The 25,475-nt window shown below is 36.5% G+C and carries 15 protein-coding genes; 13 read left to right on the top strand and 2 right to left on the bottom strand.

Translation table 11 applies throughout. From position 1 onward, the window contains the following. Window positions 1-47: 47 nt before the first annotated feature. A complete protein-coding gene (locus GSB9_03145) occupies window positions 48-608 on the bottom strand; it encodes a helix-turn-helix domain-containing protein (GenBank protein UKM66555.1) in 561 nt (186 codons plus the stop codon). A 286-nt stretch (window positions 609-894) separates the two neighbouring features. Between GSB9_03145 and GSB9_03144 the strand changes: the two genes are divergently transcribed. The 13 genes from GSB9_03144 to GSB9_03130 all read left to right on the top strand — a co-directional run bounded on the left by GSB9_03144 (window position 895) and on the right by GSB9_03130 (window position 14,775). Beyond that, the gene (locus GSB9_03144; protein ID UKM66554.2) at window positions 895-1,713 is read left to right on the top strand and encodes an AraC family transcriptional regulator; all 819 of its coding nucleotides are present in this window, start codon (window positions 895-897) and stop codon (window positions 1,711-1,713) included. Between the two features lie 825 nt (window positions 1,714-2,538). Continuing rightward, on the top strand, window positions 2,539-2,853 hold the full coding sequence (locus tag GSB9_03142; protein UKM66552.1) for a hypothetical protein: 315 nt from the start codon (window positions 2,539-2,541) through the stop codon (window positions 2,851-2,853). A gap of 64 nt (window positions 2,854-2,917) precedes the next feature. Then, window positions 2,918-3,658 (top strand): isoprenylcysteine carboxylmethyltransferase family protein, encoded by a 741-nt coding sequence (locus tag GSB9_03141; GenBank protein UKM66551.2) that lies wholly within the window; start codon window positions 2,918-2,920, stop codon window positions 3,656-3,658. Window positions 3,659-3,946: 288 nt separating this feature from the next. Then, window positions 3,947-4,438, top strand: a complete 492-nt coding sequence (locus tag GSB9_03140; protein ID UKM66550.2) for a DDE-type integrase/transposase/recombinase — start codon at window positions 3,947-3,949, stop codon at window positions 4,436-4,438. Window positions 4,439-4,774: 336 nt separating this feature from the next. Beyond that, window positions 4,775-6,103 carry a DUF3237 family protein gene (locus GSB9_03138; protein ID UKM66548.1) on the top strand — a complete coding sequence of 443 codons (1,329 nt, stop codon included), beginning with the start codon at window positions 4,775-4,777 and terminating at the stop codon, window positions 6,101-6,103. Window positions 6,104-6,164: 61 nt separating this feature from the next. Further along, window positions 6,165-7,727, top strand: a complete 1,563-nt coding sequence (locus tag GSB9_03137; protein UKM66547.1) for a carboxylesterase family protein — start codon at window positions 6,165-6,167, stop codon at window positions 7,725-7,727. A gap of 533 nt (window positions 7,728-8,260) precedes the next feature. Continuing rightward, on the top strand, window positions 8,261-8,668 hold the full coding sequence (locus GSB9_03136; GenBank protein ID UKM66546.1) for an antibiotic biosynthesis monooxygenase: 408 nt from the start codon (window positions 8,261-8,263) through the stop codon (window positions 8,666-8,668). A 188-nt stretch (window positions 8,669-8,856) separates the two neighbouring features. Beyond that, the gene (locus GSB9_03135; protein UKM66545.1) at window positions 8,857-10,053 is read left to right on the top strand and encodes an alpha/beta fold hydrolase; all 1,197 of its coding nucleotides are present in this window, start codon (window positions 8,857-8,859) and stop codon (window positions 10,051-10,053) included. 110 nt (window positions 10,054-10,163) lie between these two features. Next, entirely contained in the window at window positions 10,164-10,649 is a 486-nt protein-coding gene (locus tag GSB9_03134) for a nuclear transport factor 2 family protein (protein UKM66544.1), read from the top strand. A gap of 74 nt (window positions 10,650-10,723) precedes the next feature. After that, window positions 10,724-12,211: an aminotransferase class V-fold PLP-dependent enzyme gene (locus GSB9_03133; GenBank protein ID UKM66543.1), complete on the top strand. Its 1,488-nt coding sequence runs from the start codon at window positions 10,724-10,726 to the stop codon at window positions 12,209-12,211. Then, the gene (locus tag GSB9_03132) at window positions 12,211-12,558 is read left to right on the top strand and encodes an antibiotic biosynthesis monooxygenase (protein UKM66542.1); all 348 of its coding nucleotides are present in this window, start codon (window positions 12,211-12,213) and stop codon (window positions 12,556-12,558) included. Before GSB9_03133 ends, GSB9_03132 begins: the two co-directional genes overlap by 1 nt. A gap of 163 nt (window positions 12,559-12,721) precedes the next feature. Continuing rightward, window positions 12,722-13,759 carry an acetylserotonin O-methyltransferase gene (locus GSB9_03131; protein UKM66541.1) on the top strand — a complete coding sequence of 346 codons (1,038 nt, stop codon included), beginning with the start codon at window positions 12,722-12,724 and terminating at the stop codon, window positions 13,757-13,759. A 77-nt stretch (window positions 13,760-13,836) separates the two neighbouring features. Continuing rightward, window positions 13,837-14,775, top strand: coding sequence for a carbon-nitrogen hydrolase family protein (locus tag GSB9_03130; GenBank protein UKM66540.1), 939 nt, complete (start codon window positions 13,837-13,839; stop codon window positions 14,773-14,775). A 472-nt stretch (window positions 14,776-15,247) separates the two neighbouring features. On the opposite strand, the gene GSB9_03128 is transcribed toward GSB9_03130, so the two are convergent. Continuing rightward, a complete protein-coding gene (locus tag GSB9_03128) occupies window positions 15,248-25,465 on the bottom strand; it encodes an HYR domain-containing protein (protein ID UKM66538.1) in 10,218 nt (3,405 codons plus the stop codon). Window positions 25,466-25,475 lie beyond the last annotated feature (10 nt).

Raw genomic sequence — 25,475 nt, 5'->3', positions numbered from 1 at the left:
AAAAGCCTTAAATTGTGTTACACAACTGACATATAAGATTACACATGTTACAGATTCTCTAAATTCTGCTTTCTTTTTTGCCCAATTTTTTTATAAAAGGAAGGTGAATGACCAGTAACTTTTTTGAATTGGTTAGACAAATGAGCAACACTACTGTAATCCAATTTATAGGCGATTTCCGTGAGATTAAGTTCATTGTAAAGTATCAATTCTTTTGTTCTTTCTATTTTGTGTTTAATAATAAAATGCTGAATAGTAATTCCTTTTACTTCTGAAAACAAATTTGATAAATACGTGTAATCATAATTCAATTTTTGCGCTATGTAATCTGAATAATTAACTTTTAGGACTTCATCAGAATAATGAATCATTTCTATAATCACGTTTTTAATTTTGTCTATAAGAATACTTCTATTATCATCTATTAACTCTAACCCTGCTATCGCTAAATTTGATTTAAATTCTTGTTTTTGAGACTCGGAAATATCTTCTTTTATTTCAATCATTCCAAGCTCAACACTATTGTAGTGTAAACCCAATTTTTCTAACTCATATTTAACAAAAAGCTTGCATCTTAAGCTTACCATATATTTGATATAAAGCTTCATTAATTTTTAGGAATTAAAATGCGTTTCTTATTTAGTTAAAGATAAACAATATAAGTCACTATGTATAGAAAGTTGACTGAAAGAAAAACGTTGGGTAACACCTTGAATAATTTATTGCTGGCTTCTTGCCTACTTGCGAAAGTCCTCGCAAATTTGCTATCTTCGGTTTACGGCGGAAAATCCTCGCGGATTTTCACGAAACGAAACTATACACAAACCGTTAGCAATAATTTGAAGAATGGTAAACCTTTATTCCTCTATAAAACAAGACGATACCTTTCTTAAAATGGAAGTAAATGAACTTTTATTTGTGGAATATACATGTATCCAAGAAGAAACAAAATTCGGAATATGGTCAGATAGCAACTATTTTGCATTTATCACCTCAGGTAAAAAAATGTGGAGAACCATATATCATGATTATGTGGTTGAAAAAGGTGATATTCTTTTTATAAAAAAAGGGGCAAACCTTACTCATCAGTTTTTTGATGATCAATTCTGTGCTATTTTCTTTTTTATTCCTGACAGTTTTATTAAGTCATTTCTGAATAAAAACTCTAAGTTTCTCGATACAACCCAGAAACAGCTAACCAACCAGGATGCTGTTTTAAGAATAGAATCCAATCAACTATTAGAAAACTATTGTAGTTCTATATACTCTTATCTCACATTAGATAAAAAACCGAATAGTGAATTACTTAAACTTAAATTTGAAGAGCTGCTTTTAAGTTTCTGTGTTAACAGAAATCATCATGACCTAACGGATTACTTTATTTCATTATGTCAAAATCAAGAATATCACATGACTCGCATGATGGAAGAAAATTTTGCCTATAATCTAAAAATTGAAGATTATGCGCAACTTTGTAACATGAGTTTATCTAAATTCAAAAAATCTTTCAAACAATATTATAAAACAACGCCAGGGCGTTGGCTAAAAGAGCGAAAGTTAGATTTAGCTATTCATCGTTTATCGCATACAGACCTTCCGATAAATCAAGTCTCTTTTGAATGTGGTTTTGAAGATACCTCTCATTTTATTCGTGTATTTAAACAAAATTACAATACAACACCTTTACAGTATCGCCATCTGGAAGGAAAGTAAAAACTTAAAGTCTATTTCTTAGTTTTTTTGTCTATTAGAGGTGACCTAAGCGATTATTTTTGTACTGTTAACAATAACGAAATATGTAACAATGCAAACTTTCACTATTCCATATTCATCAATTAAGTGTTCCAGAGCAATAAGACCAGCTAAGTCAAAACTAGAAAAGCGGATATTCATGTTTATAGACATGAAGTCTTCTACCTCCTTTGCAGAGCAAATTGGAACAGAACAGTACTTCTATTTATTGAAGGATTATTTGAGTCTCTTCTAGGCTCCATTGCAGATTGTGGTGGTGAGATTGTGGTAACATGGCCCTCTAATAAGAAATTAGATATTGAGAATCCAATAAAATGTTATCATAGAATGAAAAAAAAGCTTATGTATTCCGAAAAGGAATTTATATGTAAATATGGAATAGCTCCGGATTTTAAAGCACGTGTTCATTACGGTGAAGTAATGGTAAGTAATTGGTCCTTTGATAATAAGGAACGTATATTTATTGGCGATGTTCTGAATACAGCATCAAGAATTCTCAGTTATTGCAAAATAAGGAAAGTTTGATTTAGATATTCATAGCCTATTATATTCAGACCTTCCCATGAATCAAATTTCTTTTAAATGTGGTTCTGAAGACACACAACACTTGATATATACATTTAATCAAAAACACAAAACAACACCTTATTCAATATTGTAATTTGTAAAAAAGGTTAGTTGCAAAAAACTTTAAAGTCCATTTTTAAGACTTTTTAGTCTATACTGTAAACCCTTTTCACCTATACTTTTGTTACAGTAATTATTAATCACTTAAAATTTAATAAAATGAAAAAAGTAACAGCGGTTTTATCAGTAAAGTTTAACTCTTCTCATAGCCAAGAAAAGTTAATGCAAGTTTGTAATGAAGATTTAGATATTTTTAGAAATGTGCCTGGGCTCGTTGAAAAGTACTATCTAGCAGAAGAATCTACAGGAGCAATAAGTGGTATTTATTTATTTGAAACTAAAAGTGCAAGAGGAACATTCTGGACCTCAGAATTGGCTGCCAAAATACCTGAACGTTATGGGGTAATTGCCGAAACATTAAGAGTGGAGGAATACAACATGGCAATTGTATTAAATGATGCCATAATAGCTTAAAAAGGGGATTGGTTATTAATTTTATAATGACCAATTTTTCTGTTCATTTTTTAATCTAATTATCATGAAAAAAATATTAATGTTCGTTTACTCTATAGTTGCATATTTTATTGGTTTTGCTTCTTTACTATTCTGGATTTTATCAATAAGTCATCTAATACCAGAAATATCAATTGATAGAAATCCAGAAGCACCATTTTACTATGCCATATCAAAGAACATTGGACTTGTATTGCTTTTTGCAATACCTCATAGTGTAATGGCGAGAAAATCATTTAAGAACTGGATAACAAAAATTCTACCAAGACCAATAGAAAGAAGTACTTATGTATTACAAGCAGGAATTTTACTTTTTATTCTTATATGGAATTGGGAACCAATTGGTGGTAATATATGGTCAGTTAAAGAAGGAAGTATTCTATACTATACTATGTATGTTTTATTCTTTTTAGGCTGGTTAATTTTATTTATTAGTACATTTTTAATCAACCATTTTGATTTATTTGGACTGCGACAAACCTATTTAGAGTTATTAAATAAGCCATATACAGATTTAGGATTTAAAGTAGTTTCATTTTATAAATATACAAGACATCCATTATACTTAGGTGGAATAATGGGGTTATGGTTTACACCTAAAATGTCTGCAACTCATTTAGTATTTGCCATTCTTTTGACTGCCTATTTCTTTATTGGAGCACTGTACGAAGAGAAAGATCTAAAGAGTAATTTTAAATCTAAATATTTGGATTACATGAAGAAAACACCAATGATGATTCCTTTAACAAAAAGAAAGGTAAAATAAAACTATTGCTAGCAACATATATAAAAAATAGCAGAACTTGCGCAAGTCATTAGGTTTGCGCTTTTTTATTATCTTTCAACTAAAGAAAAGTATTTTTACTAAAGCCTGCTACTTTTCATATATAAGACCGTTGTAGCACATTTTGACCCGTGAACTTTCCTGAAATAGGTTGACTAAAAATTAATCATTTAATTATAGTCACTTATGAAAACAAAAAAAGACCACTGCCGAAAAAAAGCTACCAAAAAGTCAATCTAGAGACCAAACTACTGGTCATTGCCCAAAACATTGGCAAAAGAGATAGAGGTAAAGAAAAAAGCCCGCATAAAAGAAAGTGGCTCTATGGATGTTTTGGGATATCTAAACAAGCCTTATACAAAATGCTCAAAGCACAACAAAAGCAAGACTTTATTAATCAAAATAGGCAGGGACAAATCCTATAGGTTTTTAAGGTACAATAACTTACTGATAGAGAAACGTAAAAACTATATCACAACAACTAACTCAAACCATATGTACAAAAAATACAAAAACCTTGCAAAAGACCACGTCCCTACTCGACCTGAACAGCTCTGGGGTAGTGACATCACTTACACTAATACAGAAAATGGCCATAACTACTTAGCTTTGGTCACAGAAGCATATTCCAAGAAGATTATGGGATACAAACTCGACAATCATATGAGAACGTCGCTTTACAAAGAGGCCCTCGATATAGCCATTAAAAACAGAAAGCACCATAATCAAAAACTCATTCACCATTCGGATAAAGGTATATAATATTGTAGTAATGTATACACGCAAATTTTAAATAGAAAAACATCAAAATTAGTATAACGGAAGATAATCATTGCTATGAAAATGCCATGGCTGAGCGTGTAAACGGCATCTTAAAAGATGAATTTTATCTTGACCAGACCTTTACTGACGTGGCCCACGCAAAGAGAGCGACAAAAAATGCTATTAATTTATACAATGAAATAAGATTACATTTATCTTTAGACTTCAAAACACCTAATATGGTATATTTAAAAACAGCGTAAATCAATTATTAACCTGTAGCCATATTTCAGGACAAGACATTTGAAGAAATGTAACATCTTAATATGAATATAGATGAGAAAACACTATTTAACTATTTTACTGCTCGTTTTTTCACTGAGAGTCGGTTACTCACAGGTAATCAAGACGAAGCTTATAGATCAAGGAGGCAGTGGCAATTATCCGTCCATTGCCGTGACAGAACAGTCACTTCCTGATTTTGTGGTCTATAGACCTGAAAATATACAAAAGGCAGCTAAGCAACAAGGCAAATTACCCATACTCGTTTGGGCGAATGGCGGATGCATGAATTCGTCCATCCATCAAGAGCGCTTATTATCAGAGATTGCCTCGCATGGTTACATCATAGTTGCTATTGGAACTTTGCAAATGACTGTGGAAGAGCGGGTACACGAGTCCACTGCTGATGATGAACTCCTGAAAGCGCTGGACTGGATAACGAAACAGGCCAGAACCCAAGGCAGTGATTATTACGACAAGGTAGATTTGGACAAAATAGCGGCAGGTGGACACTCGTGTGGTGGGGCACAAACTCTGCGAATTGCTAATGACGCACGCATTAAGACCTATTTGATTTTGAATGCCGGCATGGGCAACATGACCATGGCTGGTGCGAGTTCAGCATCATTGCCAATGTTGCACGCCCCAATTATCTATATGATAGGAGGTAAGACTGACATTGCCTACGAAAATGCCGTTTTAGATTATGATCGAATCAGTCATGTGCCCGTCGTATTTGCTGACCATACTACAGCTGGTCACGGAGCAACTTTCTCGGAGAAGTATGGAGGGTCTTTTGCTCAATTGACGATTGATTGGCTGGATTGGCAGTTTAAAAACAAAGACAATTCTCATATTTTTTTGAATAATGATTTGTCGGATTATCCAGGGTGGACCATGAAAGCAAAGGGTTTTGAGACTGAAACTGGAAATACTGCCCCTATGGAGTTTACTCCGCCAGCATTAGAATTTGTTTGCGAATTGCAAGTGACCATTGACGATTCTATGTCATTAGGTGCTACGCCTCATGGAGATAGGATCATTATTCCGATTACCGGAGGTACCTTTAGTGGTCCTAAGATGAAAGGCGTGGTATTAAACGGAGGCGCTGATTATCAATATCGAAACCAAAATCTTAATCGCACGGAATTGAATGCTATATACACCATCAAGACAGATGACGGGGTATTGATTCATATACGTAACACAGGATTGATACATGAACCCTCAGAGGAAAGTTCTAAAGCGTTCTATTTCAGAGCCGCACCTAAATTTGAAGCCCCAATAGATTCAAAATATGCCTGGCTAAATAATGCTATCTATGTTTGTAAACCGGAAGGCAAAGACGGATATATATCCATACAAGTATGGAAAGTGCTGTAAATAGCCAGAGCAATCAATACAACCCGATTCCTACAAAAACTAACCATCAAATAAAGACAAAATGAAGACGATAAGATTTTTTGTATCCATCCTTTGCTTAGGCCTTATGGTTTCTTGCGTTGAGCAAACTTTGGATACAGTAGAGGTTACAGGCGGTTCCGTTCAAGGATTGAAAGAGAACGGGCTTAGTGTATTTAAAGGAATTCCTTTTGCCAAACCACCAGTGGGCGACTTGCGCTGGAAAGCCCCAGCACCTGTAGAACCCTGGGAAGGCATAAAAGAGACCAAAGAATTTGGTCCTTCTCCCTACCAACATGGCGAACCACCAGCGGGTAAGAGCGAAGACTGTCTGTATCTGAATGTATGGACACCCGCTCAATCGCCCAATGAAAAACTGCCCGTGTTAGTTTGGATATATGGAGGTGGATTTAGCTATGGATCTGCGGCAGAGCCTGTATGTACCGGTGAGCATTTGACTCAAAAAGGGATTATCGTGGTGAGTATTGCCTACAGAGTAGGGAAACTTGGCTTCCTGGCGCACCCGAAGTTGAGCGCCGAAAACCCACAAAAGGTTTCTGGTAATTATGGGCTGCTCGACCAGATTGCAGGTTTGCAATGGGTACAAGATAACATTGCCGGTTTTGGAGGTGATCCGGAGAAGGTTACCATTTTCGGAGAATCTGCTGGAGGGATATCGGTCAGCATGTTGTGTGCTTCGCCATTGGCCAAAGGCTTGTTCCGTGGTGCCATTTCTCAAAGTGGAGGTTCTTTTGGCCCAACCAGAGAGACCACGTATCCAGGTGAAAACATGAAGACATTACAAAAGGCTGAAGAAGACGGTAAAGACTTTCTAATAGAAGCCAACGTGTCCTCCATAACAGATTTGCGTAAGCTTAAAGTGGAAGAGCTGCCAATAAAACCTGGCATGGGCGGCGCATGGCCTAACGTAGATGGATATGTTATACCAGGTAACCAATTCCAGTTGTATAAGGAAGGTAAGTATAATGATGTCGATGTGCTTGTTGGTTATAATTCTGATGAGTGTGCATTCTTCCTTACTGCTAAAACCCCCGAAGAGCATATCGCCAGAGTACAACAACGCTATGGTCCGTTTGCAGACACGTTACTTTCGGTCTTTCCTGTAGGAGAAAATTCAGTGCCTAAATCAGCTCGTGATCTCACCAGTGCTGCTGCTTTTGGTTGGCATTCCTGGACTTGGGCCCGACTTCAAGCTCAAACAGGCAATTCAAACGTATTCCTTTATTATTTTGATCAGCATCCAGACCACCCTGAGGGTTCTTCTATGCATGGATTTGGTTCACCGCACGGCAGTGAGATTCCTTACGTTTTCATGACGCTAGACAAGGGAAATCCCCAAACCACCGAGGCTGATATTGCCCTTTCTGAAACCATGAGTAGTTACTGGGTCAACTTCACTAAATATGGTCATCCAAACGCTGAAGGATTGCCCGATTGGCCAGAGTTTACCATGGAAAATCAGCAACTCATGTATCTCAATGAAAAGCCTCATGCATCCAATGTTCCGGATGAGAACGCGATGAAAGTTTTGGATTCATACTTTCAATGGAGGTTTACCGAGGAAGGCCAAAAGTGGGCAAAATAATTATAAGAAAAAAAACACAGAATACCTAAGCCGGGGATGTAGGTAAATGATACTTTGTTACTTTTACTCAAAATGATATCGATTTGATAAGTCGGAGCTTGGAAATCCTGTCCAACGTATATTGAGATTCGTTGGCTGTAATTTAAAAACTGAACTTTCCTGAAATAGGTTTACTGATGTCAACTCCATATATTTCTTTACATTTATTTATAAGAACTGAATTTGGAAAGAGTAAACTAGTGCTGCCTCAACAACTTTAAATCGAGTTTTATACTCACAGAACTGAACGAAATAATAGTAGGAAAAGAGAGAGGATTATCAATGTTGTCGAAGTCTTTGCTTCACTCTATAATATAACCTTATTTCTCTCTTTTGTTCTTTCTGATTAAAACATCAAAGTTAAAAGATTGTAAACTTAAGAAGTGTAAAACTGCTTACGGCTAAACTCCTCATCGGAATTCATTGGAATTCACTATCTTTAAGTTACGGCAGAAAACCAAGTAACAATTTTAACTTCTAAAAATATTTCTGATATGAAAACCAATAAAAGTTTAGCAGTAATCCTAATTCTAGCAGCATCGATATTCGTTCTAGTTGGATGGTATCCCCTTAAAAATGAATCAGGTATTAATTCAGGACAAAATGTAATTGTTCTACTCAAATTTAAAGCCCAACCAGACAAAGGGGGTCATGCGGTTTCAGCATTAATTAATCTTTTTGAAAAAGTTAAAGAAGAGCCAAATTTTATCTCAATAAAACTTCATGTTGACCCCACCGACAACACAAATATCTTACTCTACGAAGAATGGAAAGATCAGGATTATTATAATACCGAGCATATGAATACTGCACATTTGCAAGAGTTCATGGCCAATTCCAAAAACTTCATAGCTGGACCACCAGAAATCACTTTTTGGGAAGTCAAAAATATTGTTAAATAACAATACCATCTGCCTATACAGTATAAAACAATGTATGTTTTAGCACATAACCCAAAGCTTATGCGTGTCTACTCTGATGTTATATGAAAAAAACCCGCTAACAAAACCACATTATTCTTATAAGAAACGTTGTTCGTAATAAAACAGACTGCTTAATCAATATATTTTGAGATTTTGATATTTTACTTTTGAAACCTAGAACTAATTATACAAAAAGCGGAGCTTTTAATATTGCCTATCAGGTAATAGGAGAAGGTCCTGTAGACATTATTTATATTCCTGGTTGGGTATCAAATATTGATATGATGTGGTCTGAACCTAGATATGCTGCATTTTTAACAAGACTTACATTCTTCTCACGATTAATAATATTCGACAAAAGAGGTACTGGGCTGTCAGACAGATCTGATGAGTGTTCTACTATGGAAGAACGAATGGAGGATATCAATGCAGTAATGGACGCTACAAAATCAGAAAAAGCATTTTTATTTAGCCATTCAGAAGGAGGCTCAGTAAGTTTATTATTCTCTTTAAATTATCCAGGAAAGACATTGGGCATCATTGGTTTCGGAATTTTTGCTAAACGTAGATATTCTGAAGATTATCCATGGGCACCAACAGATGAAGAACGTGAAGTTTCAAATAGATTAATTGAAAACAATTGGGCACATGGTAAATTAGATGAATTGAGAACACTTGTACCTTCTCTTGCTCATGATAATGGATTCATGCATTGGCTAGCCAGTTATTTGCGTTCTGGTGGAAGCCCAAAAGCTGCCTTGATTTTACATAAACAATGTACACACATTGATGTGACTAATATTTTAGATTCAATAAAAGCTCCAACACTTTTACTTTTTAGGGAAGGAGATATCGAAATCCTAGTTGAAGAAGGCAGATATATCGCCGAGCGAATACCAAATTCTAAATTTGTTACATTTAAAGGAAAAGATCATCTTTTCTGGACTGGAGATACATATCCGATTTTAGCAGAAATACAAGAATTTGTTACTGGGATTCGCCCCAATAGAACAGATTTCAATAGGAACAATAAAGAAAACAAAAAATTAGGTATTGATTTAGAAACAGTTATGTCCGAAAATTTTTTATATAATTTAAAGGTTGAAGAATTTGCTAAATTATGTGGCAGAAGCCTTTCAACTTTCAAGAGGGATTTTAAAGCTGTTTATGATACTACACCTTCTAAATGGATTAAAACTAAACGCCTTGATTATTCTAAAAAACTTCTTATTGAAAGTAGTTTAAATATAAACCAAATATGCTATGAATGTGGATTCGTAAATTCATCACATTATAACAAATCCTTTAAAGAACAATTTGATATTACCCCACTTCAATTTCGGGTTAAAAATAGAGTACTCTAATTCTAACTCGCACTTTTGGACTTTTTAGAATGTTTTTTGAACTTTTTTGCAAGTTCTGAGAATTTGCTTTAAGTGATATTTGTTGTATTAATTTAAATAAGTATTACATTATGAAATCAAAATTAACCTTTACACTTTTCATCACTTTAGGTCTGTTCTTTACCAGCTGCAATGCTCAAGAAGACTTAATAAATGATGAATTCCCTGAAGCTAAACAAGAAGTAATGGAAACATTTGGTGCGATCGCACAAAGCATCAAGGATAAAGATTTAGACAAACTTATTTCTTTCCACGCTTATGGTCCAAAATTTACAGAATTTAAAAATGGAGAACCGCGTAATGGTGATAAAGCTAATGAAGCTCATGAACGGAATGTATTCGGTTCTGTTTCAGAAGTTATTAAATTTGATGCAAAAGATTTACAAATAGCCGTTTATGGCAATGTAGCAAATGTAACTTTTCATTCTGATTTCCATTTAAAATTTGATGAAGATTTAGTGATAGTAAACGATCAAATAACGTTATTATTTGTTAAAACTAACGATGGGTGGAAAATGGTGCATGAACATCACTCACCTTTAAAAAAAGTTGAATAACGTGCTGCAACAAAACAAAATCGCTACTACTCATAAACAAACATGATGATAACACATTAGGACAACCTTATATTTTGAAAGAAAATAGAATTAATTCCATTGAAATAAACAGAGAAGAGTTTCGGAAAATTGGACACCAATTAATAGATAACATTTCTGATTTTATCTATAACATTGACAAAAAACCTGTTACAACAAATGAAACTCCAAGTCAATTACAAGATATATTAGGAAGCTCTCCTTTACCTGAAAATGGTATATCCTCAACAGAACTAATAACTAGAGCAACGGATTTATTACTTAACCATTCGTTGTTGAATGGGCATCCTAAATTTATGGGATATATAACTTCATCTGCTTCGCCAATTGGAGCCTTAGGTGAATTATTGGCATCAACTATTAATCCAAACGTTGGTGCCCACATTTTAAGCCCTATAGCTACTGAAATTGAAAAACAAACAGTTCAGTGGTTAGCTGAATTTATTGGCCTTTCCTCAAACTATGGAGGAATTTTAGTTAGCGGTGGAAATATGGCCAATTTTACTGCATTTTTAGCTGCACGAACAGCCAAAGCACCTAAAAGTATAAAAGAAGATGGGCTTTCAGATATATCTAAAAAGTTAACTGTTTATTGTTCTAAAACCACACATACTTGGATTGATAAAGCTTCTATATTATTTGGTTTAGGTACAAAATCTGTTCGTTGGATTAAAACTGATTCTTCAAATAGAATGAATAATAAAATTCTAGAAGAAACGATTAAAAAAGATATAGAAAATGGTTGCCAACCCATAATGGTAATAGGTACAGCTGGAGACGTAAGTACTGGTGTTGTAGATAACTTGGAAGGTATTTCAACTATTTGCAAAGCTTATGATTTATGGTTTCATATTGATGGTGCTTATGGTTTGCCGGCAGCCGTTATTCCCAAATACAAAAAAGACTTATTTGATGGAATTTCAGAAGCTGATTCCCTAGCTCTTGACCCACATAAGTGGTTATACAGTCCACTTGAAGCGGGTTGTACTTTGGTTAAAAACCCTCAACACCTAATAGATACCTACAGCTCACATCCTGAATATTATAACTTTAGCAAAAGCAAAACCGAGATCGCTGAAAACTTTTATGAGTATGGGTTGCAAAATTCGCGTGGCTTTAGGGCTTTAAAAGTTTGGTTAACTTTACAACAAGTAGGCAGATGTGGTTATGAAAAATTAATTCATGAAGATATAGAATTATCAAAACAACTATTTCAGCTTGCAGATAACCATAAAGAATTAGAGGCGGTATCTCAAAATTTAAGCATTACAACTTTTAGATATATTCCACCGAACTGTGAGGAAGATAACGAATATTTGAATATACTAAATCAACAATTAGTAAATCAATTGCAGAAAGAGGGTGAAGTCTTTCTATCCAACGCCATTGTAAATAAGAAGTATTGTTTAAGAGCTTGCATTGTTAATTTTAGAACAACACAAAAAGACATTGAAGAAATTATTAACATTATTATTCGAGTAGGAAGAAAAATACAATTAAAACTATTAAATGTAAAAAAATAATGGGTAAGAAATCAAAAATAATAAGAACCTGGAAAGGATGGACTACCATAGAAAATGCTCCTATTTATGAAGATATGCTTATTAATGAGATATTTCCATCAGTAAAAAAGAAAGGAGTGGATGGATTAGAAAAAGTTAGTATTTCGACGAGGCAAATCGACGCTGAAATGGAGTTTTTTCTGGTTCTTAGGTTTGACTCTCTAGAATCCGTAAAAAAATTTGCAGGAGAAAATTATAAAAAAGCATATATACCTGATAATGCAAAGGAAGTATTAAAAAGGTATGACAAAACTGCTGAACATTATAAGTTAAAAGGAGAGTTAATACTCAAAGTGACGAAAGAATAGTGTTTTTACAATAAAAAAAAGTGATTTAAGTGCTTAAACGAAAATGAATTTTATAAATTTATTGTCAGTATAATTAAAAAAAGTTAATAGTAAAGTCCCTATTTTCATATCCAAGTCCGTTAGCCAGAATTAATTAATCTATATTAAACAAAACAACGCAATTATGGACACTAAAAATGAAAATCAAATTAACCCTTCTAAAATAATGCAAATTGGGATGGGATTTTGGGCGTCAAAAACTTTACTTACAGCCGTTAATATGGAGCTGTTTACTCATCTTGCCAACGGATCATTATCAGGTAAAGCAATTAAAAACAAATTAGGGTTAAATGAAAGATCCTTATTTGATTTTCTTGACACTTTAGTGGCGTTGGGATTTTTGCACCGTTCTGGATTAAAAGAGAACGCTTTATATAGTAATTCGGACGATTCAGACTTGTTTTTAGACAAAAATAAGCCAAGCTACATTGGAGGTATTTTAGAAATGTCTAACAATAGGTTATATCCTTTTTGGAATGACTTGGAAACGTGTCTAAAAACTGGCAAACCACAAAATGAGACTAAAAATGGAGGCAAGCCAGTATTTGAAGCTATTTATGCACATGAAGATAGGTTAAGGGAATTCATACACGGCATGGGAGGAGTTCAAGCTGGTAACTTTATGAAGCTAGCGCATGATTTTGATTTTTCGAAATATAATACCCTATGTGATATTGGAGGCTCAGGTGCTAATCTTTCGATACATATCGCAAAAAATCACAGCCATATGAAATGCATCTCTTTTGATCTTGATCCCGTCAGTCCAATTGCAAAGAAAAATGTGGAAGCTTTCGGATTAAGTGACAGAATAGAGGTTCGTTCAGGCGATTTTTTTATAGATGAATTGCCACAAGCAGATATACTCACAATGGGTAATATTCTTCATGACTGGGGCTATGAAGACAAAATAATGTTAATAAAAAAAGCTTACAATGCCTTACCGGATGGTGGCGCTCTAATTGTAATTGAAAATATTATTGATGATCAAAGAAATAAGAATGCATTTGGATTATTGATGTCACTAAATATGGCTATCGAAACAGATCAAGGATTTGATTTTACAGCCTCGGACTTTAATCAATGGGCAAAAGAAGCAGGGTTTGATCAAACGAGGGTAATACCACTAGTTGGGCCTTCTAGTGCCATTATCGCTATCAAGTAAACCTTTTACTATCACTTTACAATGGGCATAAAACGACCACTTATACTAACCGTTTTAGCTAATTAAAAACAAATAAAATGAGTAAAACAATAAAGGTAGCAGCAGCACAACTTTCCCCCGTTTTCTTAGACAAAGAAAAAACAATTGAAAAGGCTTGTAAAGCGATTTTAGAAGCTGGTGAAAACGGCGCTAAATTAATCGTGTTCCCTGAGGCCTTTATTTCTGGTTACCCAGATTGGGTATGGCTTATTCCTAATAGTAAAGGAGCTGATTTAAATGAGCTTTACTTAAAACTTGTTGAAAATGCCATTTCTGTACCAGATGATTCTACCAAAAAACTTTGTGAAGCAGCCAAAAAAACTGGAATAAATGTTGTTATCGGTATGCATGAACGTAATATTGAAACTAGTAATGCAAGTTTATTTAATAGCTTACTTTTTATTGATGACAAAGGCATAATTCTAGGCAAACATAGAAAGTTAATACCAACGGGCGGAGAACGTCTGGTATGGTCTCAAGGAAACGGTAGTACACTATGTTCTTATAACACTTCCGCAGGGATAATAGCTGGTTTAATCTGTTGGGAAAATTTTATGCCATTGGCAAGAAATGCCATTTATGAATTTGGAACTCAAATATTAGTTTCACCAACTTGGGATAAAAGCCCCAACTGGCTTCAAACCATGCAGCATATTGCAAGGGAAGGCGGATTGTTTGTTATTAGCACTTGTATGGCTTTAAATATGAATGATATTCCTGATGAGTATGAATTTAAAAAACTTTACCCTGAAGGAAGAGAATGGATTAATGTTGGTAATAGTTCTATAATTACACCAAATGGTAAAGTTATTGCTGGACCACTAGAAGCAGAAGAAGGCATATTATATGCAAATATCAATCTTCAAGACATTATTAAAGCAAAACGCATGTTTGATGTCGTTGGACATTATTCGAGACCTGATGTTTTTAACTTCGATATAAAAACAAATGAAAACCGGCTTAAGCGCCGTCAATAGTTTATTACTTATAAATTCCTCTCTAAAATCTGTTATTTAAGTCAATTTATGACATTATAAGTACATAAGGATACAAAAAACCATTTAAATGATTATCTGGGTTCCAAAGTATTTTTTCTAATTTAAATCGCTAATTTTAATGCTATATATATGCTCTAAATCTTTTACTTATTTAAGTTTAGCCATGTGAAAACACATCTGTAACTTATTAGTTTCATGAATTTAGGAAAAATATAAACTTTAGAATAGCGTTATTCTCGGTAGATGGATTTTAGAAAAGAGGTCAGTTCGTCTCCTGTTTTGAACTGTTTTAAAAAATCGTCGTTTAGAAAATCTTCTTTCTTCATAAGTGTGTAAATTTTAAAATTAAACAAAAAAATATCGAGAGCAGGAACCCTCGATATTTTATACTTTACACACTTTGTGCGATACTACCAATAATTACTTGGCTTTTCTTTTTAAAATTTAAACTCTAATACTTAACCAATCTCACTTGTTGAACTTTATCGCCTTGTTTTAACCAAACCACGTAGGTTCCTGCTTCTAAATCTTCTCCAAAATAATAGGTTTCATTAATAAGAAGAGACCCTACATGAACTAATTTATTTGTAACATCAAAAACATTAATTTGGACATTATCAATAAGGTTACTAGAATTTACTTTTAAATTAAAATGAGCATCAGAAGGATTAGGCCAAGACTTCACAACTATGCCTTCAATTGTAAACTCTTCGTTATCTAAAAGTTCAACGGTTTCTTGCTTAGCTATTCCTCCACTGGCATCACCTAAACTAAATCCGCTATGAACCACCAAATTTCCACCATTTAGAACTTGCTTAATTGTATTAACACCAGTCCAATTACTAGCATACAATAATTCATTTCCATCCCAGAGAGCAAAGCTTATTTCATCATTATCACCTGGCTCCCCTTTATCGGTCATCTTAACGTGCATGATTTTATTTCCTCCCAAAGAAATTGGATTGAGAGGGTCGGTTATATCCCTATAATTACATTTAGAGGTAAACACAGCATACATCAAATCTTCACTTTGAATATCTATTCCCAATGCGTCCGTTGCATTTGATTTTGCTTGATAAACTCTTCCACCACTTCTCCATATAAAATTTAATTTCCCTTGAAGTTTGGTTCCTCTCTTATTAAACTTCACATTAAAACCAAAGTTTGTTTTGGTTCCTAGAGTGGAAGGATAGGTTCCTGCTGATGACGTTGGAATGATGTGTCCACCACCAGTTATAAAGTCCCCTTCTGGCACATATACTGTGATTACTGTTTGGTCTGACCCAATATAATATCCATCTACCAATATTTCTAAGGTATAGGTTTCGGATGTACTTTGTTTAGACAACTCAACAGTATGAGCCATAGAAATAATACCTGTATGAGAATCTACCAACTGACTAATTGGTGTTGCTGCCATAATTATTGTTCCATCCAACACAAACGACACTGTTGCATTTTGGATATCACCCCTATGAGCGTCCAATATATCCTGTATCGAGACTCTTAAATCTAAAATTGCAGTTAAATTAGTAGTACTCTGAGTTGCTGTTATCTCATTCCCTATATAATTAACATTAGAATTCTCTTGTGTTATATCAAAAGCATCAGAATCAGTACTGCCTAAATAACTGGCATCTTCTAAAAATTCGGTTTCAACCGTATAAATGTTGTCAGGATTTTGTGTTAATATTAAGGTTGTCGAAGCAATACCATTAGCATTCGTGGTAGCTGTAGTGCTTTGACTACCAATAATAAACTTTATTGTTTTTCCTGCTACACCTATATTGGAAACATCATCTGTTAATGTAGCAGATAAATCTACACTGTCTGAATATTGCTCATCCAAGTCTCCTGTATATATTAAGGTGGTAGGACGTTTTTTAACTAACACAGTAGTCGTACAAGTTGAAGAGTTCCCGTTAACATCAAGTGCTGTCCAAGTCATGACATTACTTCCCAAATCTAATTGCACTCCATCCATAGTAGTTCCATAGGTGCTTGGAGATCCTCCAACATAAGTGATTGTATTAATGCCGCAATTATCGTTAGCCGTTGCGTTAAATTCTGTTCCGTCAATGGTGTAATATGTTTGGTATGGATCAACATAACGTTCTTGATTTAAAACGCATGTAATAATAGGTTTTACATCATCGTGCACCGTTACATTCGCCGTTTTGCTATCGCTGTTGCCATTGAAATCGGTTACCGTCAAGGTCACCACAATGGGGTTGTTGGCAATATCCGAACAATCAAAGCTATCAATATCCAAAGCATAATCCGCAATGCTGCAGTTGTCCGTTGAGCCATCGTCAACATCCGTCGGAACGATGCTCGCCGCACCGTTGGCATCCAGATATACATCTATGTTTTTCGTAATGACTATTGGTTTCACATCGTCATGCACCGTAACGTTCGCCGGAGCACTGTCGCTGTTGCCATTGACATCGGTTACCGTTAAAGTCACCACAATCGGGTTGTTGGCAATATCAGAACAATCAAAGCTATCAATATCCAAAGCATAATCTGCAATACCGCAGTTGTCCGTTGAGCCATCGTCAACATCCGTCGGTACGATGCTCGCCACACCGTTGGCATCCAAATACACATCGATGTTTTTCGTAATAACTGTTGGTTTCACTTCGTCGTGCACCGTTACATTGGCCGGAGCACTGTCGCTATTGCCATTCACATCCGTTACCGTTAAGGTGATCACAATGGGGTTGTTGGCAATATCCGAACAACTAAAGCTATCAATATCCAGAGCATAATCTGCAAGGGCGCAGTTGTCCGTTGAGCCATCGTCAACATCCGTCGGTACGATGCTCGCCACACCGTTGGCATCAAGATATACATCGATGTTTTTCGTAATAACTGTTGGTTTCACTTCGTCGTGTACCGTTACATTGGCCGGAGCACTATCGCTGTTGCCATTCACATCGGTTACCGTCAAGGTCACCACAATGGGGTTGTTGGCAATATCCGAACAATCAAAGCTATCAATATCCAAAGCATAGCTCGCAATGACGCAGTTGTCCGTTGAACCATCATCCACATCGGTCGGTACGATACTCGCCTGACCATTGGCATCTAGATACACATCAATATTTTGGGTCATAACTATGGGCTTAATGTTGTCGATTACCGTGACCGTAGCCGTACAGGTCGATGTGTTCCCATTGTTGTCCTCAACTGTAAGGGTAACCATATTGTCCCCAATGTCGGCACAGGTAAAATCAGTCGTATCCAAGGTCAGGTTTTTGATGCCGCAGGCATCGTTACTGCCGTTGTCGATATCCGCTGTGGTGATACTGCCCAAGCCGAGAGCATCCAACTGCACAGTGGCATTCTTACAAAGAGCTATAGGAGGTATATTGTCTATAACACTAATTGTAGAGTTACAAGACGAAGAATTTCCATTTACATCTGTAACAACTAAAGTAATTTCCTTTTCTCCAACATCAGAGCAACTCAATTCACTCGGAAACACCTCTCGTTTTAATATCCCACAAGCATCCGTAGAACCAGCGTCTATTAAATCTGGGCCAATATTTAGAACTCCCGATGCAGGCAATTGCACAACTAAATTTGTATTTATTTTACCAGATGCATAATAAAGAATATTTCTTCTAAGATTTGTCGCATCTGGCTGAGGGCTGTGAAAATTTGTTGTTGTCATTCCTCCGAATAATACGTGGCCCTGTCCGTAACTGGCCTCTACCAGAGTATGTCTACTTAAATCATTGGCATCATGAATAATTAAAGAGGCACTTAAAGTCGCTGGACAAATTATAGAATGGGAAAAAAAGTTACCACTGTAGTTTTGTCCCACTACAGTGGGGTTTGATAGAACCGGGTGATTATCAACAACCTTAACAGTAGAAATATAATTTGGATATTTTAAGACAACCCCTCCAAATCCCCAATTCATATTACCTCCTTCATTTGGAGCTGCATTCAAGAACAAAACATTTCCATCAGAAACATATTGTTCCATAGTTGTGATATTAGCATCCACGAATGTTTTCATTTCTAAGGCATTACTATCTCCTCCTTCCATGTAAATGAAATTGTAATCTCCATTTAACAATGTATTTGGATTTACTGTTTCATAAAACAATAAATCCCAATTGCCTGCCCCAAAAACCGCATCCATATGCTCTGGATTTGTATTGGAAAACCAGGGCTCTCGCGCCTGTGCGCGCACATAGGCTGCTTTAACAACTCCACCACCACTGGAAATACATAAGGTATTTGGAGCCACATTATCTTCTACCGTAATAATAGCATTTTCGGTTGCAATATTTCCGTTGACATCAGTTACCGTTAATTCCACCTCATTAGCTCCAATTGAATTACAATCAAATTGTGTTTGACTCAGTGATAGGTTCTGAATACCACAATTATCTTTACTGCCATTATCTACAGCCTCAGGAGTTGCTATACCAAGTCCATTATTATCCAATTGCACTATAATATCTTGGGTAAGGGCTATAGGCAAAATATTATCGTGAACAGTTACGTTGGCCGGAGCACTGTCGCTATTGCCATTCACATCCGTTACCATTAGGGTCACCACAATCGGATTATTGGTGATATCAGCACAATCAAAACTATCGATATCCAAAGCATAGCTCGCAATGCCACAATTGTCTATTGAACCATCATCTACGTCTGTAGGTACGATACCCGCCTGACCATTGGCATCTAGATACACATCGATGTTTTTCGTAATGACTGTTGGTTTCACATCATCGTGTACCGTTACATTGGCCAGAGCACTGTCGCTGTTGCCATTCACATCGGTTACCGTCAAGGTCACCACAATGGGGTTGTTGGCAATATCCGAACAATCAAAACTATCAATATCCAAGGCATAGCTCGCAATACTACAGTTGTCTGTTGAACCATCGTCTGCGTCGGTCGGAACGATGTTCGCCGCTCCGTTAGCATCCAGATACACATCGATGTTTTTCGTAATGACTGTTGGTTTCACATCGTCATGCACCGTTACATTGGCCGGAGCACTGTCGCTGTTGCCATTGACATCGATTACCGTTAAGGTTACCACGATTGGATTGTTCGCTATGTCACCGCAACCGAAGCTGTCGATGTCCAGGGCGTAGCCCGCTATGCCGCAATTATCCGTGGAACCATCGTCCACATCCAAGGGAACGATACCGGCCTGACCATTGGCGTCCAGGTAGACGTCGATGTCCTGGGTAACCACTATGGGTTTTACATCGTCGTGCACCGTCACGTTCGCCGTCGCACTGTCGCTGTTGCCGTTAACATCGGTTACCGTTAAGGTCACCACAATGGGGTTGTTGGCAATATCCGAACAATCAAAGCTATCAATATCCAAAGCATAATCTGCAATACTGCAGTTGTCCGTTGAGCCATCGTCAACATCCGTCGGTACGATGCTCGCCGCACCGTTGGCATCCAGATATACATCGATATTTTTGGTTAATACTATAGGAGGTGCCTCGTCTTTAACCGTTACCATAGCCTCACAGCTTGCTTGTGCCCCTAAAGTACTTGTCACGGTAAGGACTACTGTATTCTCACCAATATTCTCACAAGTAAAAGTATCATTATCTAAACTTAAACTACCTATACCTACTACCGAATTAGAACCAGCATCTATATCTTCAGGTGCAATGCTTACTGTTCCATTTTCATCTAAATACACTGTAATAGATTGACATAGGGCATTTGGTACGGGATCAATAACCGTTACCTCAACTGGCACACTAGTTTCATTACCACTTGGATCGGTTCCAATTAATTCAATGGTAACAGGGCTATTTAAGGCATCTTGAGCGCCAAAAGTATCTTGGCTTATGCTATAAGTTACAGGTCCACAATTGTCTGAACCACTCACTAAAACATCATCAGATATAATACTAACCGTACCACTTGCCGTTAAAGTGACTTCTATATTTTGACCAACAACTTCAGGTGCCAAATTATCTTCAACTATAATATTTGCAGTTGCAGTTGATGAGTTACCATGAATGTCGTTAACAGTTAAGGTTACCTGAGAACCAGCATTCCCTAATCCAGGAACACCAGTAACCCAATCGGATGAGGGATCCATGTTTGTTAAGGTCCCGTTATTTACATTAATAGACTTATCTTGAGCAACTATATTTTCACCCTCATTGAGATTATAATAAGCTATTAAACCGGTTTCGTTTCCTAATAAACCAATATTCATTCTGTTTTGAATGTCAGCTGGTGTTATTACATAATTCCACACTCTTATATCATCTAATTGTCCGTTAAAAAAACTGGATATTGCTGAATCATAGTTAGCATATTGTGCTCCTATATAAGGTGTATGGGAACTTGAAAAGCCTCCTGAACCAAATAATTGATTGGTTGTTGATTGTTCTACACCATTATAATAAATTTTAGCAGAATTTGACGATGTGTTTACTACTGCTGCAACATGATACCATTCATTAATATTCAATTGTGTTGTTGCTGTATAGATAATACCTCTTGTTTGTATAGCAGATGGTGAAGTGGTAATATTTATTGCTCCATTGATAACTCTAAACCAAATACCTTTATAATCTCCACCTCCACAACTTGAATTAGGATCATCACAATTACTTAGAATCTGGAATTGACCAGTTTGAGAATTTATCTTTACCATAGCTTCAATAGAGAATTGTTCAGGTAGAGTTATTGGGTTTGGTAAGTCAACATAATCATCAACACCATCAAAATCTAATGCATAATTATTACTTTCTGCTTCAATATCTTCACATGAAAAACTATTCTTATTAATAGATATACTTTGTATCTCACAATTATCTGTACTGCCATTATTAACTTGCTCGGCAGTTATTAAAGCTTGTCCATTTTCATCCAACTCAAGAGTAATATCTTGTGCTATGGCTATAGGTGCTTCCTTATCTTCTACGGTTATAGTCTGTATGCAAGTGTTGTTATTACCATTTGCATCGGTAGCCGTCCAGGTAATTTCTGTTTCCCCAACAGGGAAAATTCCCGAAGCATCTCCAGTTCCTGTTATTGAATTGGTTAAGCTAACAGGTGAAATTGATGCCGAAGAAGCGACCCAATCGGTAGCGGGATCCATATTGGTTAGAGTTCCAGTGTAACTATTTGTTGTTCCATCAGCTAATGTTGTACTACCAACACCATCTTCAAAATTATAATACGAACTAAGCCCAGATTCACTTCCTGTTAAAATTTTATTATAACCACTTAAAATTTCGTTACCAGATAAGGTGCGATTCCAAATACGTACCTCATCAATTTGACCTGTATAAGGTTCTCCTTGTCCAGCTGTACTATATGGGTGACCTAATCTTAGTTCTGAAACGCCATTACCAGGACCAACTGGCAAAATAGACCTTCCTAATTCTTGGCCATTTTGATATAAGATAACCTCATTTGTATTATCATCAAAACTTGCAGCAACATGTGTCCAAGTATTGGGCGTATCAACTATTTCTATAGCATACCCTCCTAAAGAGCTTCCATTATGGAGATAGAAATATAAAGTGTACTTATTATTTCTCCAATTATTACGCAATCCAAAATCAAAGTTATAGTTAGTTCCAAATACAGACCCCTTGCTTATAATAGACCTATAACCTTCAGAATGAATATAGGTAGGATTCACCCAAGCTTCTAAGGTGAAATTAGTCAAGTGGGGGTAATTAGACACGCTTATATAATCGTTACTTCCATCAAAATCCAAAGCTGTCGATCCAATATTACAATTATCGCTCACACTTGGAGGTACAACCTCCACATAAGCCTCACAAAGTCCTTCATCGTTATCAACATTCATAGGAGTACAAACTATTGTTGGAGGTGTAACGTCATTGATAATCACATTTTGAGTTTGTGTAACAGTACCTCCGTTAAATGTATATGTCCAGGTTATTTCAGTTATTCCTTGGGATGTTATTGGCAATACCATATCTGCAACACCAACATATTGTACGCCACAAGCATCGGTTGCGGTTGGCGCTGTAATTTGCTTCACTTCACATTCGGCCTCTACATCAGGTAAGTTGGCAACATCTGGGATAGGTACTAAGAGGCCTAAATCTGGAGCTCCCACAGTATGGGTTCCTGTTGTTATACAATCATTAGCCGAACGTACACTATAATCAAAGGTTCCTGCTGCAATACCAGGAAATATTCCCGAAGTATTTGTAATTCCATTAAACGTATAAATAAACGGCGTAGCATTGTTAGCATCTGCTACAGCAGTAAGTGTTAATTCATTACCTGGGGTACTACATACATCCTCAGCACTATAAAAACTACTATATACCGAAGTAAAGAAACTGGTATTTGGTGGTGTACTGGCATTGTTGTAAAACTGTGTTAAAGGTTCGTTAGTGCCTTGTACTTCGAAGGCAAACCACACTTGAAAATCGCCTTGTTGTTTAACATCTAAGGTTGAATAATCTAAACTCAAACCGGGTACTCCAGCTTCACCACCATCAACAATGTTAGCTGGAATACTACCTACCGTAGCTGCACCCATAGGCGAAGGTCCCGTAGCGCCTGCCGGTTGCACTTGAAATCTAAACTGGGTATTTATACTTTGCAATTGGCCGTTGGCTGGATTGGTCCAAGTTAATGGTGCTGTACTGTAAAAGGTAGCCACACCAGTTGTTGCATCATAACTATGAAAGCTCATAGAGCCTGTTGGTTGCTGGCTGCTATGCCGTGGGTTTTCAATATTGTTGAACGTAAACCACAAGCCTCCATAATTAGTTGGACTTAAATTGGTGTATATATATGTTTTTCCTCCAGGCTCCCCTGGGTTACTTCCTGAGGAGGCAAAGGTAAAATCGGTACCCTCTATAAAATCAACGCCAAATTCCAATGGTGTTACTGGACCATAAGTGACATCGGTGACTTCAAAATTAACCGTTACCGGGTTTTGGTTATCCGGAGTAGCCGGATTACAATCGTTATCCACGCCATCACAGCTTATTTCTGGTGCCCCTGGATATATTGAAGCATTTGTATCGTCACAATCACCAGCGCATAATGTTACCCCATCACCATCTTGATCGAAACCTTCGTCGGTAGTACCATCGCAGTTATTGTCAACACCATCGCACACTTCTTCGGCAAAGGGGTGAATGGCGTTATTGCCATCGTTACAATCGTCGTTATTTTCAACAGTATTGGGCAATTGATAACAGCTGGCCGTTCCGGGGTCGTTGGCATCACCAAAGCCGTCACCATCATTATCGGCAAACCACAGTTCTCCGCCAGATTCATCAACCTCGCCATCACAATCGTTATCGATACCATCACAGATTTCTTCGGCATCTGGATTAATATTAGGATCACCATCATCGCAATCGCCATCGCAAACGGTAAAGCCATCACCATCGGCATCCACAGAGTTGGGGTTTACGTCTACTGTAAACTCAACACTTTCTTCGCAATCTGGGTTATCCACTTCACGAACTTTTACGGTATAGTTTCCTGCTTGTAAGTTTTCTATAGGTAAAACAAATGGGTTAGATTGTGGAAGTGGTAAGGAAATCCAATTGGTGCCATCTAAACTCCCTTCTATGGCTACTGGGCTATCACTAAAATTAATGGTTATTTCTGCACGGCCGTCATCAGTATCAGAACAGTTGGCATCGGTGGTTGTTGCTGTTACACTTGTAAGATTGCAACAATTATTCATAGGTACTTCAAAAACTGCATTTAACGTTGTGTCAAGAAAGAATAAGCTTTGGCAACCTGCTATATTTGTGCTTGGACCAAATGCCAAATCTGTAACACCTGAGGCATTATCCACGAAAAGTGTAGATGATCCTCCATTGGCATTTGTATATAAAATCCTGTTTTGTCGGGTTCCATTTTTTCTAAGAATAGTACTATAAATATCTCCAGTTGCAGGATCAATAGCACCATTGCTATAAGCGCAACTACCAGTAAGCAAAGAACTGAACACATTGGTCGGGCTTACCCATGCCACATTAAATGGAGTTCCATCAATATGCCCCGATGCATTTAATGTGTAATTATTTTGCCCCCCACAATCTACATAAACAGCTATATTGCCATTCGGTTGAATACCAAAAGCATCTCCATGATTTCCATTTATTAACCCGGCAGTATTTCCTAAAAAAACAGATCCCGAAGGCGGCGTAATACGATAAAAAGTGGTTATTGGTTCTCTAGACACAATTAAATTTCCATTAGCGTCAAAATCTAAATCATATCGACTTCTACTATGAACTGGAGAATTAGTTGAATAAATGCTAGTTGTTCCATTTTGAGGGTTTATTTTCATGACATTGTATCCGTTCAATGTATAAATTTGATTATCTGGCCCCCATCTCATTTGAACCAAACTGTATCCCTGAAATGGATAATTCCCTAAAAGCGAAACAACTCCAAAAGGAGAAATCTTGTATAAATTAAAATTAGAAAAAGTGGAGATTGTAGCTACAGTTGCCACATAAACATCACCGTTAACAGGATCAGCGACAATTCCGTTTAGTTCCTGATTAGCGAGCAAACCTCCCTGAGCAAGCTGATTTATGCTATACCCCGCTGGCACTGTGGGTTGTTGTGCTTGATTTATATGTGTAACCAATAACGCAACACACCAAATAAATAGTTGTATATATTTTTTCATAACAATGTGT

This window comes from Flavobacteriaceae bacterium GSB9 (assembly GCA_022749295.1).
GTDB lineage: Bacteria > Bacteroidota > Bacteroidia > Flavobacteriales > Flavobacteriaceae > Flavisericum.
This window is presented reverse-complemented; position numbering and strand designations above follow the sequence as displayed.